The organism is Azospirillum sp. UENF 112521, from assembly GCF_058780665.1.
On record NZ_JBSNCI010000009.1, the window covers coordinates 499,698 to 513,283 of the forward strand.

General features: G+C 69.1%; 12 protein-coding genes and 1 pseudogene. 7 read left to right on the plus strand and 6 right to left on the minus strand.

Features of this window, described 5'->3' with window-relative positions; genetic code table 11:
• The first annotated feature begins 217 nt into the window (after positions 1-217).
• Entirely contained in the window at positions 218-1,132 is a 915-nt protein-coding gene (locus ACWPN8_RS33930) for a sensor histidine kinase (RefSeq protein WP_492244008.1), read from the plus strand.
• Here ACWPN8_RS33930 and ACWPN8_RS33935 read toward each other — a convergent pair.
• A pseudogene (locus ACWPN8_RS33935) lies at positions 1,083-1,496 on the minus strand (NifB/NifX family molybdenum-iron cluster-binding protein); the annotation flags it as partial. The gene ACWPN8_RS33930 and the pseudogene ACWPN8_RS33935 overlap by 50 nt on opposite strands.
• A gap of 83 nt (positions 1,497-1,579) precedes the next feature.
• Here ACWPN8_RS33935 and ACWPN8_RS33940 point away from each other — a divergent pair.
• The 4 genes from ACWPN8_RS33940 to ACWPN8_RS33955 are packed head-to-tail and all read left to right on the plus strand — an operon-like array spanning position 1,580 to position 6,148.
• On the plus strand, positions 1,580-3,862 hold the full coding sequence (locus ACWPN8_RS33940; RefSeq protein WP_492243957.1) for a VTT domain-containing protein: 2,283 nt from the start codon (positions 1,580-1,582) through the stop codon (positions 3,860-3,862).
• Positions 3,859-4,668: an endonuclease/exonuclease/phosphatase family protein gene (locus ACWPN8_RS33945; RefSeq protein ID WP_492243958.1), complete on the plus strand. Its 810-nt coding sequence runs from the start codon at positions 3,859-3,861 to the stop codon at positions 4,666-4,668. The genes ACWPN8_RS33940 and ACWPN8_RS33945 overlap by 4 nt, the downstream gene beginning before the upstream one ends.
• A 28-nt stretch (positions 4,669-4,696) precedes the next feature.
• Positions 4,697-4,912, plus strand: coding sequence for a hypothetical protein (locus ACWPN8_RS33950; protein ID WP_492243959.1), 216 nt, complete (start codon positions 4,697-4,699; stop codon positions 4,910-4,912).
• A gap of 9 nt (positions 4,913-4,921) precedes the next feature.
• Positions 4,922-6,148: a polyhydroxyalkanoate depolymerase gene (locus ACWPN8_RS33955; RefSeq protein ID WP_492243960.1), complete on the plus strand. Its 1,227-nt coding sequence runs from the start codon at positions 4,922-4,924 to the stop codon at positions 6,146-6,148.
• 61 nt (positions 6,149-6,209) lie between these two features.
• Here ACWPN8_RS33955 and eat read toward each other — a convergent pair whose 3' ends face one another.
• The 3 genes from eat to ACWPN8_RS33970 form a co-directional block, all read right to left on the minus strand.
• Positions 6,210-7,598: an ethanolamine permease gene (eat, locus tag ACWPN8_RS33960; protein ID WP_492243961.1), complete on the minus strand. Its 1,389-nt coding sequence runs from the start codon at positions 7,596-7,598 to the stop codon at positions 6,210-6,212.
• Between the two features lie 88 nt (positions 7,599-7,686).
• Positions 7,687-8,463 (minus strand): ethanolamine ammonia-lyase subunit EutC, encoded by a 777-nt coding sequence (eutC, locus tag ACWPN8_RS33965; protein ID WP_492243962.1) that lies wholly within the window; start codon positions 8,461-8,463, stop codon positions 7,687-7,689.
• Positions 8,460-9,854, minus strand: a complete 1,395-nt coding sequence (locus ACWPN8_RS33970) for an ethanolamine ammonia-lyase subunit EutB (protein WP_492243963.1) — start codon at positions 9,852-9,854, stop codon at positions 8,460-8,462. Before ACWPN8_RS33970 ends, eutC begins: the two co-directional genes overlap by 4 nt.
• 267 nt (positions 9,855-10,121) lie before the next feature.
• Here ACWPN8_RS33970 and ACWPN8_RS33975 point away from each other — a divergent pair, with 267 nt between their 5' ends.
• Positions 10,122-10,310: a hypothetical protein gene (locus ACWPN8_RS33975; RefSeq protein ID WP_244592380.1), complete on the plus strand. Its 189-nt coding sequence runs from the start codon at positions 10,122-10,124 to the stop codon at positions 10,308-10,310.
• Between the two features lie 34 nt (positions 10,311-10,344).
• Here the strand turns inward: ACWPN8_RS33975 and ACWPN8_RS33980 are convergent, their stop codons facing one another.
• Together ACWPN8_RS33980 and ACWPN8_RS33985 are read right to left on the minus strand one after the other, a co-directional pair.
• Positions 10,345-11,139 (minus strand): DUF1194 domain-containing protein, encoded by a 795-nt coding sequence (locus tag ACWPN8_RS33980; protein WP_492243964.1) that lies wholly within the window; start codon positions 11,137-11,139, stop codon positions 10,345-10,347.
• Positions 11,140-11,365: 226 nt separating this feature from the next.
• On the minus strand, positions 11,366-11,797 hold the full coding sequence (locus ACWPN8_RS33985; protein WP_247872826.1) for a hypothetical protein: 432 nt from the start codon (positions 11,795-11,797) through the stop codon (positions 11,366-11,368).
• On the opposite strand from ACWPN8_RS33985, the gene ACWPN8_RS33990 reads away from it, so the two are divergent.
• Complete coding sequence (locus ACWPN8_RS33990; RefSeq protein WP_492243965.1) at positions 11,763-13,541, plus strand: hypothetical protein; 1,779 nt, start codon at positions 11,763-11,765, stop codon at positions 13,539-13,541. The genes ACWPN8_RS33985 and ACWPN8_RS33990 overlap by 35 nt on opposite strands.
• Positions 13,542-13,586 lie beyond the last annotated feature (45 nt).

Genomic DNA, 13,586 nt, shown 5'->3' on the forward strand with positions numbered 1-13,586 from the left:
TATTTCTTTTGGCTTTCTTTCGGTCGCGGCGTCAGACATACGGCAGGATGCAGCGTGAGCGCTACGCCACCTCTCTCATAACGGCCCGGTCATATCGGCTAGGCGCGGCGGGTTACTCCCTCAGAACCGGTGGGGCCTGCCGGACAAGCGCTTAGATTGACGAATGTTTTCGACGATCCTTACCCGTGACGATCGAGCCGAGTCCGTCCCCATGCCGATGCTTCCGCGGTCGCAGACCGCCTATTCTCCTCCGGACCAGACCGGCGACGGCATCGCGTCAGGCGTGTCCGGCCTGTCTCCGGCCGACCGGCTGACGGCGCGCATCCAGGAGTTGGAAGCCGAGCTGCGGGAGTTGCAGCATCGTGCCAAGAACAGCCTGCAACTGGTCATCAGCCTGCTGAAGCTGCAGGCCGGACGCATCCGCGATCCCGACGCCCGTGCCGCCTACGAGCAGACCATGGTCCGCATCGAGGCGCTGGCGATCCTCTACCGCCAGCTGCACGAGAGCGGTGCCGGCACCCATGTCGATCTCGGCCGCTATGTCACGGCACTCTGCGAGGCGGTGCGGGAAGGCACGCCGGGCGCCCTGTCGCGCGTGCCGGTGACCGTCAATTCCGACCCGATCCAGATCGGCCTGTACGAGGCGATGCCGCTCGGCCTGATCATCGCGGAGCTGGTGACGAGCTGCCTGCACCATGCCTTCCCCGACGACGGCTGGATCCGCATCACCGTGCGCCAGCAGGGCGACAGCGGCCGCGCCCGCCTGACGGTGGAGGACAACGGCCGCGCCCTGCCCGCTGGTTTCGACACCACCGCCGAGGACGGGCTGATGCTGGCCGAAGCGCTGGCCGGCCAGCTCGGCGACACGCTGTCCACCGACAGCGACGCCGCCGGCACCACGGCCAGCGTCAGCTTCCCGGTTCAAGTGCTTCCCCTCTCCCCGGGGGAGAGGGGATTGCGTGCCCGTCACCGTCATGGTGCTCATGGGGATGCGCCGGTTCCGCCGCCGGCTCCAGCGTGCCGGCGAACCAGCCCTGGATCGCCCGCAGCGGGTCGGTTTCCGTCGTCGTCACCGGTTCGATGCCGCGGCGCTTCATGTGGGCGACGAAGCCGGCGCCCGACGATCCGGTGATGACCACCCGCACCGCATCGATGGGATGGGGCCGGCCGTCGCCGCAGAGGTGCAGCACCTCCTCCTCCCCCAGTTCGATCCGCCCGGCCTCCACCGGGGCGGTGCCGGCATCGGCCTCATAGACCAGGAAGCGGCGGGTGCGGCCGCCATGGGTGGCGATGGTGGCGAAATCCTTGGTGCCGATAGCGATCTTCATGCTCTGCGGTCCCCTCGAAGGCGGTGCCCGACGACGGCTCAACTCCTGCCACGCCCGGCACCCGCCCGCACTGAGCGAGGTCAATCGAGCGGCTCCGGGGCCCCGGAACGCCGCCGCCGGGGTCAATTTTTCGACCGTGGGCGTGGCCGGGGTGGCTGCAATTCCCATTGGCTTTCACCAAATGGCGAAGGGTGGGGAAGGATCGGCCTTCCCACATGTTATGACCCAGGACACCCACCCGATCGGACGCCATGTACGCCCACTCGCCCCAGCCGCTTCCGTCAGCCGGATCGACGCCCGACATCGCCGGATCGGCCGGTGTGCTGCGGCCGATCCTGCAACCGGGGCAGACCTGCTGGCGGGTGGAGGACACCGCAAGGCTTGGCGTGATCGTCGATGGAGAGGATTATTTCGCTCTGGCCAAGGCCGCCATGCGGCGCGCCCGGCGCAGCATCTACCTGACCGCCTGGGATTTCGACGCCCGCATCCGCCTGATGCCGCAGACCCGCCGGCCGCGCCGGCCCGACCGGCTGGGCACGCTGCTGAACTGGCTGGCGACCACCCGGCCCGACCTGCACATCCATGTGCTGAAGTGGGACTATGCCGAGCTGTTCGACCTCGCCCGCTGGTCGCACCCCTTCATGCTGCGCAACTGGCTGACCCACCGGCGCCTGCAATACCGGCTGGACAGCGACCACCCGACCGGCGCCTGCCATCACCAGAAGATGCTGGTGATCGACGACCGGGTCGCCTTCTGCGGCGGGCTGGACATCACCGCCAACCGCTGGGACACCCGCGCCCACCATGCCCATGACCCGCGGCGGCGCCAGCCCGACGGCAAGCCCTACGAGCCATTCCACGACGTGATGATGGCGGTGGACGGCGACGCCGCCCGCGCGCTGGGCGAGATGTTCCGCGACCGCTGGGCACGCGCCACCGGCGAGACGCTGAAGCCCCCCGCCCCTGCCCCCGGCCGGCCCGCCCGCCGCCATCCGCTGGCCGCCGATCCCTGGCCGCCGGGCTTCGAGCCGATGCTGCGCGGCGTGCGCGTCGGCATCGCCCGCACCGACCCCGCCTGCAACGGGCGCGACGAGATCCGCGAGGTCGAGGCGCTCTATCTGGCGGCCATCGCCGCGGCGCGCGACGTCATCTATCTGGAAAGCCAGTATTTCGCCTCCACCGCGGTGGCCGAGGCGCTGAAGGCCCGGCTGGCGGAGCCCGACGGCCCGGAGGTGATCGTCGTCAACCCGGTGCGCACCACAAGCTGGCTGGAGAACACCGTCATGCTCGGCGCCCGCGCCCGGCTGACCCAGGAATTGCGCGAGGCCGACCGCCATGGCCGCTTCCGCCTGTTCGCCGCGCTGACCGACGGCGGCGCCTGCATCACCGTCCATGCCAAGGTGATGGTGGTCGACGACCGGCTGCTGCGCATCGGCTCGGCCAACCTGAACAACCGCTCCATGGGGCTCGACACCGAGTGCGACCTGGCGCTGGAGGCCGGGCCGGGGCCGGAGCATGCCGACACCCGCCGCGCCATCCTGCACACCCGCGACGACCTGATCGCCGAGCATCTGGGCTCCACGGCGGCGGAGGTGGCGGCGGCGCACCGGCGGCTGGGCTCGCTCGCCGCGGCCATCGACCAGCTGCGCAAGCCGGTCGGCCGCACGCTGGAGCCGCTGCACGACCCCGAGCCGGACGGGCTGGCTGCCGCGGTGGCCGACGCCCGCGTCTTCGATCCCGAACACCCCGTCGGCGCGGTGGAGATCGTCCGCCGCGTGCTGCCGTCGCGCATCCCGCGCACGCGCCATTGGCTGACTCTGGCCGGCATATTGGCGCTGCTGGGGCTGTGGGGCATGTGGCGCTACACGGCGCTGCGGGACTGGGCAACGCTGGAGGCCGTGATGTCGGCCTTCCACAGCCTGGGCGACAGCCCGCTGGCGCCGCTGTGGCTGATGCTGGCCTATGTCGCCGGCGGCTACGTCATGTTCCCGCTGACGGTGATGATCGCCGCCACCGCCATCGTCATGGGGCCGTGGTGGGGCTTCCCCACCGCGATGGCCGGGGCGGTCGCCTCGGCGGCGGCGATGTTCTGGACCGGGCGGATTGCCGGGCGCGACCTGCTGGACCGCCATGGCGGCCCGCTGATCGCCCGCATCAACGGGAAGCTGGCCGACAGCGGCATCGCCGCGGTGGCCGGCGTGCGCGCCGTGCCGATTGCGCCCTACACCGTGGTCAATCTCGCCGCCGGCGCCTCGAAGCTGAGCTTCGGCGATTTCGTGATCGGCACAATGGTCGGTCTTGCACCCGGCATCCTTGCCTTCAATCTGCTCGGGCACCAGCTTGAGCGCACCATAACGAATCCCGGCGCCGCCGACTTCGCCCTGCTGGCGGGTATGGCGGCGCTGGCGATCGGGCTGGGCTGGCTGACCAGCCGGCTTCTCGGCCGCTCCGGCCGGGATCGGGCCGGCAAAACGCCGGGCCGGCAAGACGACAGGGCTGACGAAAGGCCAAAGGAAAGGAATTTGGAACCGTGATCCGTTTCAGCCGCGACCGTGTCCAGCGCATCGCCGCCGTGTTGCGCGCAGCCCGCTCCCGCCGCCCCCGCCGTGCCGACCGCCGCAGCCTCCCCGTTCCCGACGGCATGGCGGCGCTCAGCGTCGCCACCTGGAACATCCACAGCTGCGTCGGGCTCGATGCCCGCTTCGCCCCCGACCGCATCGCCCAGGTGATCCGCGACCTCGACGTCGATCTGATCGGCCTGCAGGAGGTCGGCTGGCACCACCGCGGCGAATCGGGCATGGACCAGTTCGCCTTCCTGGAGCGCAACACCGGGCTGAAAGCCTATGCCGGCCCGACCAAGCACAGCGAGCGCGCCCATTACGGCAACTGCCTGCTGACCCGCCTGCCGGTGCGGTCGATGGAGACGCTGGACCTGTCGGTCGGCAAGCGCGAGCCGCGCGGCGGCATCGACGCGGTGGTTGAGGTGCAGGGCCGCCCCGTGCGGGTGATCGTCGCCCATCTCGGCCTCGACCCCTGGGAACGGGCAAAGCAGGTCGGCGACATAGTGTCGCGGGTGGAGAGCCAGCCGGAGCTGCCGACCCTGTTCATGGGCGACCTCAACGAATGGACGCCCAGTTCCCCCCGGCTGCGCCAGCTGGCGTCCTCCTTCGCCGACGTCGCCAATCCGCGCAGCTTCCACGCCCGCATGCCGACCCTGCGGCTCGACCGCATCTATGTGACGGGCGGCCTGCAAATCCCCGCTTTCGAGGTGATCCGCACCGTCCTCACCCGTCGGGCATCGGACCATCTGCCGGTCCGCGCCGTGCTCGCCGTCCCCTGATCGTCGAAGGCCGCTCCAGAACGTCAGTATGACCAACGGAGTCACGCGCTTAGGTCATAGCGGGATTGTTGCAGTTGATAATTTTTTGTGCACCGCAATGTTCTTTGAACAACAGAGCTTTGCAAATGCGAAGAGGCTCTTGACCTATACGCGATCCCCGACGAAGGATATGGTTGGTCATACGATCAATGCGCTGATCGAAGGAACAACGAACCCTGGCCGCCCGGGGGTAGCCGTGACGTGAGGATCTGATTTGCTGTATCACCTGTACGACATGCAACACGCTGCCATGCGGCCGATGCGTTTCTGGGCCGAAGCCGCCCAGCAGACTTTCCAGAACCCGTTGATGCCCTTGTCCTACACCAAGCTGGGCCGGGCGGTCGCCGCCGGGGCCGAGCTGGTGGAGCGGACTACCCGCCGCTTCGGCAAGCCCGCCTTCGGTCTGCCGGAGACGGTGGTCGACGGGCAGACCGTTCCGGTCACCGAGCGGTTCGTCTGGCAGTCGCCCTTCTGCAAGCTGCTGAACTTCGCCAAGCCGGACGGCACGCCGCGCCAGCCGAAGGTGCTGCTGGTCGCCCCGATGTCGGGCCATCACGCCACGCTGCTGCGCGGCACGGTGGAAGCGCTGATGCGCGACCATGACGTCTACATCACCGACTGGATCGACGCGCGGCTGGTGCCGATGTCGGCCGGTCGCTTCGATCTGGACGACTACATCGACACGGTGGCGGAGCTGATCCGCTTCCTCGGCCCCAACACCCACGTCATCGCGGTGTGCCAGCCGGCGGTTCCGGTGATGGCGGCGGTGTCGCTGATGGCGGCGGCGGACGAGCCGGTGCAGGCGCGCAGCATGACCCTGATGGGCGGCCCCATCGATCCGATGGCCAACCCGACGGTGCCGGTCAAGCTGGCGATGGAACGCCCGCTGAAATGGTTCGAGCGCAGCGTGATCACCACGGTCCCGGTCTATTATCCGGGCGCCTTCCGCCGCGTCTATCCGGGCTTCATCCAGCTGTCGGGCTTCATGTCGATGAACCTCGACCGTCACATCAACGAGCATGTCGGGCTGTTCCGCCATCTCGTCCGCGGCGACGGCGATTCGGCCGAGCAGCATCGCCGCTTCTACGACGAATATCTGTCGGTGATGGATCTGTCGGCGGACTTCTACCTGCAGACCATCGAGACGGTGTTCCAGAAGCACGCCCTGCCCGAAGGCACCATGATGTCGCGCGGCCGCAAGGTGGAGCCGTCGGCGATCCGCAAGACCGCAGTGATGACGGTGGAAGGTGAGCTGGACGACATCTCCGCCCCCGGCCAGACCATCGCGGCGCAGCGCCTGTGCTCGTCGCTGCCGGACGAGATGCGCAAGACGCATTTCCAGAAGGGTGTCGGCCATTACGGCATCTTCAACGGCCGCCGCTGGCGCGAAGCCATCCTGCCGGAAATCCGCAGCTTCATCCAAAGCCACGACGGCGAGTGAAAACAGAAAAGGGGCGCCGAACACCGGCGCCCCTTTTCTGACGTCAACCAGTTGAAAGCTCTCAGTCAACCATGCTCCGCGCCTCGGTGAAGGCATCCATGTGCGTCAGCCCTGCGGCCCCGCCGGCCTTGACCCGCATGCCGGCGGTGGCGAGGTGGAACAGGTAGCCGAGAGCGAACAGCGCCACGAACAGCCCGAAGACCAGGGTGTTGTAGTAGACCATCGTCACCAGGGCCAGCACCGCCAGCACCAGCGAGATCGCCGGGAACACCGGATAGAAGGGCGCGCGGAACGGACGCTCCAGCGCCGGTTCGGTGGCGCGCAGCCGGAACAGCGCCGCCATGCTCATGATGTACATGACGATGGCGCCGAAGACCGACATGGTGACGATGTTGGCGGTCAGCGGCTGGCCGCCGATCTGGATCAGCTCGTCGGAATAGATGGCGGCGATGCCGATCACGCCGCCGGCCAGGATCGCCCAGTGCGGGGTCTTGCGCGTCGGGTGCAGGCGGGCCAGAACCGGCGGCAGGAAGCCGGCGCGGGACAGCGCGAAGATCTGGCGCGAATAGCCCATGATGATGCCGTGGAAGGAGGCGATCAGGCCGAACAGGCCGATCCAGACCAGCATGTGCAGCCAGCCGCTCGACTCACCGACCACCGCCTTCATCGCCTGCGGCAGCGGATCGTTGATGTTGGACAGCGCGTTCCAGTCGCCAACGCCGCCGGCGAAGATCATCGTACCGAAGGCTAGCACCACCAGCGTCAGGATGCCGCCGATATAGGCGCGCGGCACGGTGCGCTTCGGGTCCTTGGTCTCCTCCGCCGCCATGGCCGCCCCCTCGATGGCCAGGAAGAACCAGATGGCGAAGGGGATCGCGGCGAAGATGCCGCCCAGCGCGTCCTTGCTGAAGCTGGCCTGCCCCGCCCAGCCGTTGGCGGTGAAGTTGGCCCAGGAGAAGCCGGGATAGACGACGCCCATGAACACCACCAGCTCGATGATCGCCAGGATGGTGACGAACAGCTCGAAGGTGGCGGCGATGGAGACGCCGGCGATGTTCAGCCCCATGAACAGGATGTAGGCGCCGACCGCGGCGGTCTTCGGGTCGAGCCCGGGGAACTGCACGTTCAGATAGGCGCCGATGGCGAGTGCGATGGCCGGCGGGGCGAAGACGAACTCGATCAGGGTGGCGAAGCCGGCGACGAAGCCGCCCTTGGGCCCGAAGGCGCGGTAGCTGTAGGCGAAGGGACCGCCGGCATGGGGAATGGCGGTGGTCAGTTCGGTGAAGCTGAAGATGAAGGTGGTGTACATCGCCGCGATCAGGATCGTGGTGACGAGGAAGCCCAGCGTCCCCGCCGCCGCCCAGCCGTAGCTCCAGCCGAAATATTCGCCGGAAATCACCAGCCCGACGGCGATGCCCCAAAGATGGAGCCCGCTCAGGCTTTTGCTCAATTCAGGTTTCGTGTTCCCAGACATGTTGCCTCCTGCCCCTGTTCAAGGCTTTGGATTCAGTGGCGTTGATGCCGTTGGCGGCGCTCTCTCACGACCGGTCGGTCAGTTGGTTTTTCTCGTTGTCCGCACCGGCGAGCGACGGGGCGTCCTCCTTCAGGGCGACCCCCGTCAGTTTCAGCCGCGCCGCCTCGGTGGCGAGCCAGCACAGCTTGTCGGCGGCCGTCTGGATCGACAGGCCGTCGGAATGGATGTTCGATATGCAGTTCCGTTCGGAATCGGCGCGGCCGGGCCTGGGCTCCCAGGTCAGATAGACCCCCAGCGATTCCGCGGCCGACAGGCCGGGCCGCTCCCCCACCAGCAGCGCCACCAGCCGGGCGCCCATGGCAGCGGCCACCTCGTCGCCCAGCGCCACGCGGGCTTGCTCCGCCAGCACCACCGGGCCGATGCGCAGATGCCCCAGCCGCGCCATGCAGGCCTGGACCAGCGGCGCGGCGTTGATCTGCACCGCGGCGGCCGACAGCCCGTCGGCGATCACGAAGACCAGATCCCACTCCCCTGCCGGCAGCCCGGCGGCGCTGGCCGGGTCGAGCCGGCGGCCGAGGTCCGGGCGGCGCAGATAGGTCGGCCGGTCGGGCGCGGCGCTGTGGACGCGGATGGTCTCCAGCGGCGACAGGTCGGCGGCCAGACGGTCGAAATCGACCGCACTGTGGACAGCGTCGCGGGCACGGGCATGGGCCAGTTGGAACTCCAGCAGAGCCTTGGTCGGCAGGGCGTCGCCGCTGCGGCCGAGCGCGATGCGGGCACGGGTGGCGCTGCGGAAGCGCGCCCACGGATCCTGCGGTTTATCCTTGGGAGTGTCGCTCATCGGGCCGCACTCCCCAGCAGGGCGGAGACGACGAGGCTCTGGTCGGGCCAGGGCGGCAGGCGGCGCTGCTCGTCTAGCCAGCCGGCCTTGTCCAGCCACGCCTCGAACTCCGGGGCCGGCGGGCGTTTCAGCAGATGCCGCAGGCCGAGCACGTCGTGGTAGGACAGGCTCTGGTAATTCAGCATGATGTCGTCGGCGCCGGGCACCGCGATCAGGAAATTGACGCCCGCGGTCGCCAGCATCGTCATCAGGACGTCCATGTCGTCCTGGTCGGCCTCGGCATGGTTGGTGTAGCAGGCGTCGCAGCCCATCGGCACGCCGAGCAGCTTGGCGCAGAAATGGTCTTCCAGCCCGGCGCGGGTGATCTGCTTGGCGTCGTACAGATATTCGGGTCCGATGAAGCCGACCACCGTGTTGACCAGCAGCGGGTCGAAGGCGCGGGCGACGGCATAGGCGCGGGTCTCCACCGTCTGCTGGTCGACACCGAAATGGGCATCGGCCGACAGCGCCGATCCCTGGCCGGTCTCGAAATACATGACGTTGTCGCCGATGGTACCGCGCTTGAGCGATTTCGCCGCCTCCTGCGCCTCGGCCAGCAAGGACAGGGTGACGCCGAAGCCACGGTTGGCCTTCTCGGTGCCGGCGATGGACTGGAACACCAGATCGACCGGCGCCCCGCGCTCCATCGCCTGCATCGTCGTGGTGACATGGGCCAGCACGCAGGACTGCACAGGGATGTCGAAGCGGGTGCGGACGGCGTCCAGCATCTCCAGGAGAGCGATGCAGGCCGGGACATTGTCGGTCGCCGGGTTGATGCCGATCACCGCGTCGCCGATGCCGTAGAGCAGCCCGTCGAGTGTCGAGGCGGCGATGCCGGTCGGGTCGTCGGTCGGATGGTTGGGCTGCAGGCGGCTCGACAGCCGCCCCGGCAACCCGACCGTGGTGCGGAAGCGGGTGACGACCGAGCATTTGGCGGCGACGCAGACCAAGTCGTGGTTGCGCATCAGCTTGGATGCCGCCGCCACCATTTCCGGTGTCAAGCCGGGGGCGAGTGCGGCCAGCGCGGCGGTGTCGGCCTGGTAGGACAGCAGCCAGTCGCGGAACTGCCCGACCGTCATGTGCGCCACCGGCCGGAAGGCCTCGGCGTCATGGCGGTCGATGATCAGCCGCGTCACCTCGTCGGTCTCGTAGGGGACCAGCACCTCGGTCAGGAAGGTTTTCATCGGCAGGTTGGCCAGCACCATGCGCGCCGCCACCCGCCGTTCGTCGCTGTCGGCGGCGATGCCCGCCAGCTCGTCGCCCGACCGCCGCGGCGAGGCGCAGGCCATCACCGCCTTCAGATCGTCGAACCGATGGCGCTGCCGCCCCAGGTCGCACTGGTAACCAGCCATGCCGGCCTCCCGCCCGTCTCATCATGGACGCAAGAGTGGCACGGGTGCCGCGGTGGGCAGTTGACCGTAGAACACAAAATGCAGACTGGAGAGAGGAAGGCGCGATCAGGGGGAGTAGCTTGAACGGCAGCGTTCCGGCCCAGGTGTGGCCGTCGGCGGAGAAATCGGCTAGGCGGGCGAACCCGAAGCCCGGCCATGGCGTTCCTTCCGCACTGCAGCGCGCCGCCCATCACCGGACGCCGCGCGCCACGAGTGAAGGAGAATCCGATGCTGAGGCTTTTGCGCGCCGCCGCCCTGGTCCTGCCGCTGGTCGCCGTGGCCGCCTGCCACCAGGAAGGCCCGGCCGAGCGGGCCGGCAAGTCCCTCGACAATGCGGGCCAGAGCGTCAAGGACGCCATCGATCCGCCGGGCCCGGCGGAAAAGGCCGGCCGCGCCATCGACCGCACGGTCAACTGACGGCCGGACGGTGAACTGACCGCCTCTCGCCCGGTCAGTGGGCGGCGAAGTCCCGCCCTCGCCCCCGCCCGGTCGGCGGAACGCCCGACACCTCCAGCAGCAATTTGCTGAGGATGGCGTCGGCGAAGGCGTCGAAGTCGCGGGCGGGCACCAGGAAGGCGCCGGGGCCGCCGATGACATGCTCGCGGTAATAGGCTTCCAGATCGTTCGGCGCTGCCCCGCCCCAGGGGTTGGGGCGGTCGTTCAGGATCGGCAGGCCGTTGATGGTGATGCCGCGGGCGACCGCGGCGTCGCGCGCCTCCTCCACCGGACGGCCGCGGTTGTTCTCGCCGTCGCCCGAAATGTCGATGACCCGCCGCGTCCCCTCGAACCCGTTGTTGCCGAACAGCGGGACGGCGTAGTCGATGACCGCGCTGATCGAGGTCCACTGCTCCGTCATCATCGGCGCCTCCGCCACGCTGGCGGCGAAGCGTTCGATGCTGGCCGGATCGCTCAGTTCGGTCCAGCCGACGACGGTGTGCTGGTGGCTTTCCCCCGCCCATTCCACATAGGTGGCGCTGATCCGGCCGAAGGGGCCGCCGCGGATCGCCGCCTGCACCTTCGGGTTCAGCAGGGCCTGGACATAGCCGTTGCGCTGAAGCTTCGCCTCGTCCGGATCGACGCTGCCGGACACGTCGACCGCAAAGACCAGTTCCACGTCCACCGGCGTCTGCGCCACGGCCGGGACAACGAATGCGGGCAGGCATAAAAGGGCGAGGATCGGAAGACGGGCGACCGCAGGGGCGAAGGCGCGCGCCAAGACGTGGGCCAAGAGACGGTATGCACGCATACGCACCCTCCATCCAGCCACCGGTCCGGCCTGGGCGCCGGACGAAGGACTGAGGATTGGTGCGCGAACGTTCCCTGTCCATGCTTCACTGGTCTATTCCGATCCCGCCGGACGGCCAGTGCGGGGTACTCCACCGCCGGAAGTACAAGAATATGCAGGCGGACCGCGGGTAACGGGTGACAAAACCGATATTGCCTGCATAGGCTAGTCCTATCGGGGTACGCCGTCAGGCCGGCGCCATCCCGCGCCGCCACCCGCCCCGTTCAATCTCCGAAGCAGCCATCGACGTGCTCCCTGGTCGTTCGCTCCCCGCTCCCGCTGCGGCTTCACCGTCGCGATGGACCAGCCGGCTGCTGCTGTCCGTCTGCACCGTCCTCGCAACCGGATTTTCGGCTTCGGGCATAGCGCAGCCGGTGACGACGACCGCACCGATCACGGTGGCGGAGTTGCCGCCCACGCCCATCCATGCGGCGGAACTGATGGCGCCCGAGCGGCCCAGACCGCAGGGCCGGACCCAACCCGTCGCCGCCAAGCCGCCCGCCACGCCTTCCACTGCGCCGAACGCCGATCCGCAGACCGCAGAGGCGAGAGCCGCCGCCGCGAAAGCGGCAAGAGCCGCCAAAATGGCTGAAGCCAGGGCCGCCGACGAGCGGATCATGAGCAGCCGGGCCTCCGACAGCCGGCCGCCGGACGGGCAGACCGCCTGCGCCGACCATGAGCCGGCGAGCCAGCAAGTGCTCGACGCCCTGTTCGGCGGGGATGCGGCCTTCGCAGACCTGGCCCGCCGGTCGCCGGCCGAGGCGTTCCGCTGCTCCAGCCTGTTCCCCGGCGACGCGGCGCTGGCCGCCCTGCGCGACGCCGTTCCGCAGGCGCCTTTCGATGCGGTCGGAGCCGCCGATCAGCTGAGCACCCGTACCGGCGGGGAGGAGATCATCGCCCGCGCGCTCGACCTCGGGCTGCTGACCCGCTCGCTGGAGGGGGGCATGCCCTTCTACGAGACACGGCACGAGCTGCGCAAACGCCTGCCCAAGACGGATCTCCGGGCGCTGGAAATCCATGCGGCCAAGGCATTGGCGGCCTCGCTGGCGCGCGATCCGGCGGGGATGGCGCCGAAGATCGGCGCGCTGCTCGACGACATGGTCGACGATCCGCCGGCCGACCGCTTCCGCATCACGATGGCGATGTCGTCGGAGGATCTGCTCGGGCTGATCGCGCGGATCGGGCCGCAGCTCTACACCTCCTCGCTCGACGGGCTGGTCAACATCCTGCGGATCCAGGTGAAGCTGGAGAAGCGCAGTTTCCTCGCCCTCGCGCGCGAGGAGCGGACACGGCCATTGTGGGCGGAGTTCTTCGTCGCAACGGTCGCCGGCGGACGGGCGGCGAGCCTGTTCGGCACCAACCCGGCCATCGCGCGGGAGCTGATGCGCGAGAGCCTGCGGGCCCTGCTGCCGGCCGACGGGAAACCGCCGGCAATCGACACCGCGGTCGTGATCGGCGCCCTGGCCGACGCCATGGATCTTGACAGTCCCGCAATCCGCGCGGCGCTGGAAGACGAGCTGGCCGCCCGCTACCGCGCCGCCGGCGAACCGCCGGCAAAGACCGGACTACAGGACGTATCCATCCGGGGCGGGATCGGCGACACGCCGGCCCGGGGCATAATCGGGCTGGCGGGCAGCCTGCACGCGGCACGGCTGTCCGGCCGGGCGGCCACCCCGGCCTTCGAGGCGGAACGCTTCTCCCAGAACCATCCGCTGGCCGCCCTGCCGGTCCTGAGCGGACAGCGCCTGTTCCGCAACGGCATCAACGTGCAGCGGATGACCTTCTACGACGATCCCGACGGTCGGGCGTCCTTCCGCGGCTTCCTGCGCCAGCACCGCGCGCAGGGTTGGGCGCTGCACGCCCAGTCCGGCTTCGCCGTCGCCATCAGTCCCGAACGCCACGGGCGCCGGATCGTCATCGTCGCCGACATCCCCGGTGCCGGCGACGCCGGCCGAGCCGCCGCCTGGGACTGGATGGCGCGCGAGGGTCTGGCCCCGTCCATCGTCATCCATCGCGGCCACAGCTATCACGAGGACGCCACCATGACGGAGATCGCGCCGGGCACGGCGCTGGTCTTCTGGGGCTCCTGCGGCGGACACACGCGCCTGCGCTCGACCTTGGAACGCGCCCCCGATGCGCTGGTTCTGGCGACCCAGAACATCGGCGTGTCGACGGTCAACGAGGCCCTGCTGGGCATTATGGAGGAGCGGCTGCTGGCCGACGGCGCCATCGACTGGAACGCCGTGTGGAAGGAGGCGCGCGGGCGCATCCGCGACCGCCGCTTCGCCTCCTACAAGCGGCCCGACCAGGATTCGGCCAACCTCGCCTTCCGGGCCTGGCAGGTCCGGACGGCGGTGCACTGACCCGTTTCGGCCCGCATCGGAAAGCCGGTTCCGCAAGCATGGCTG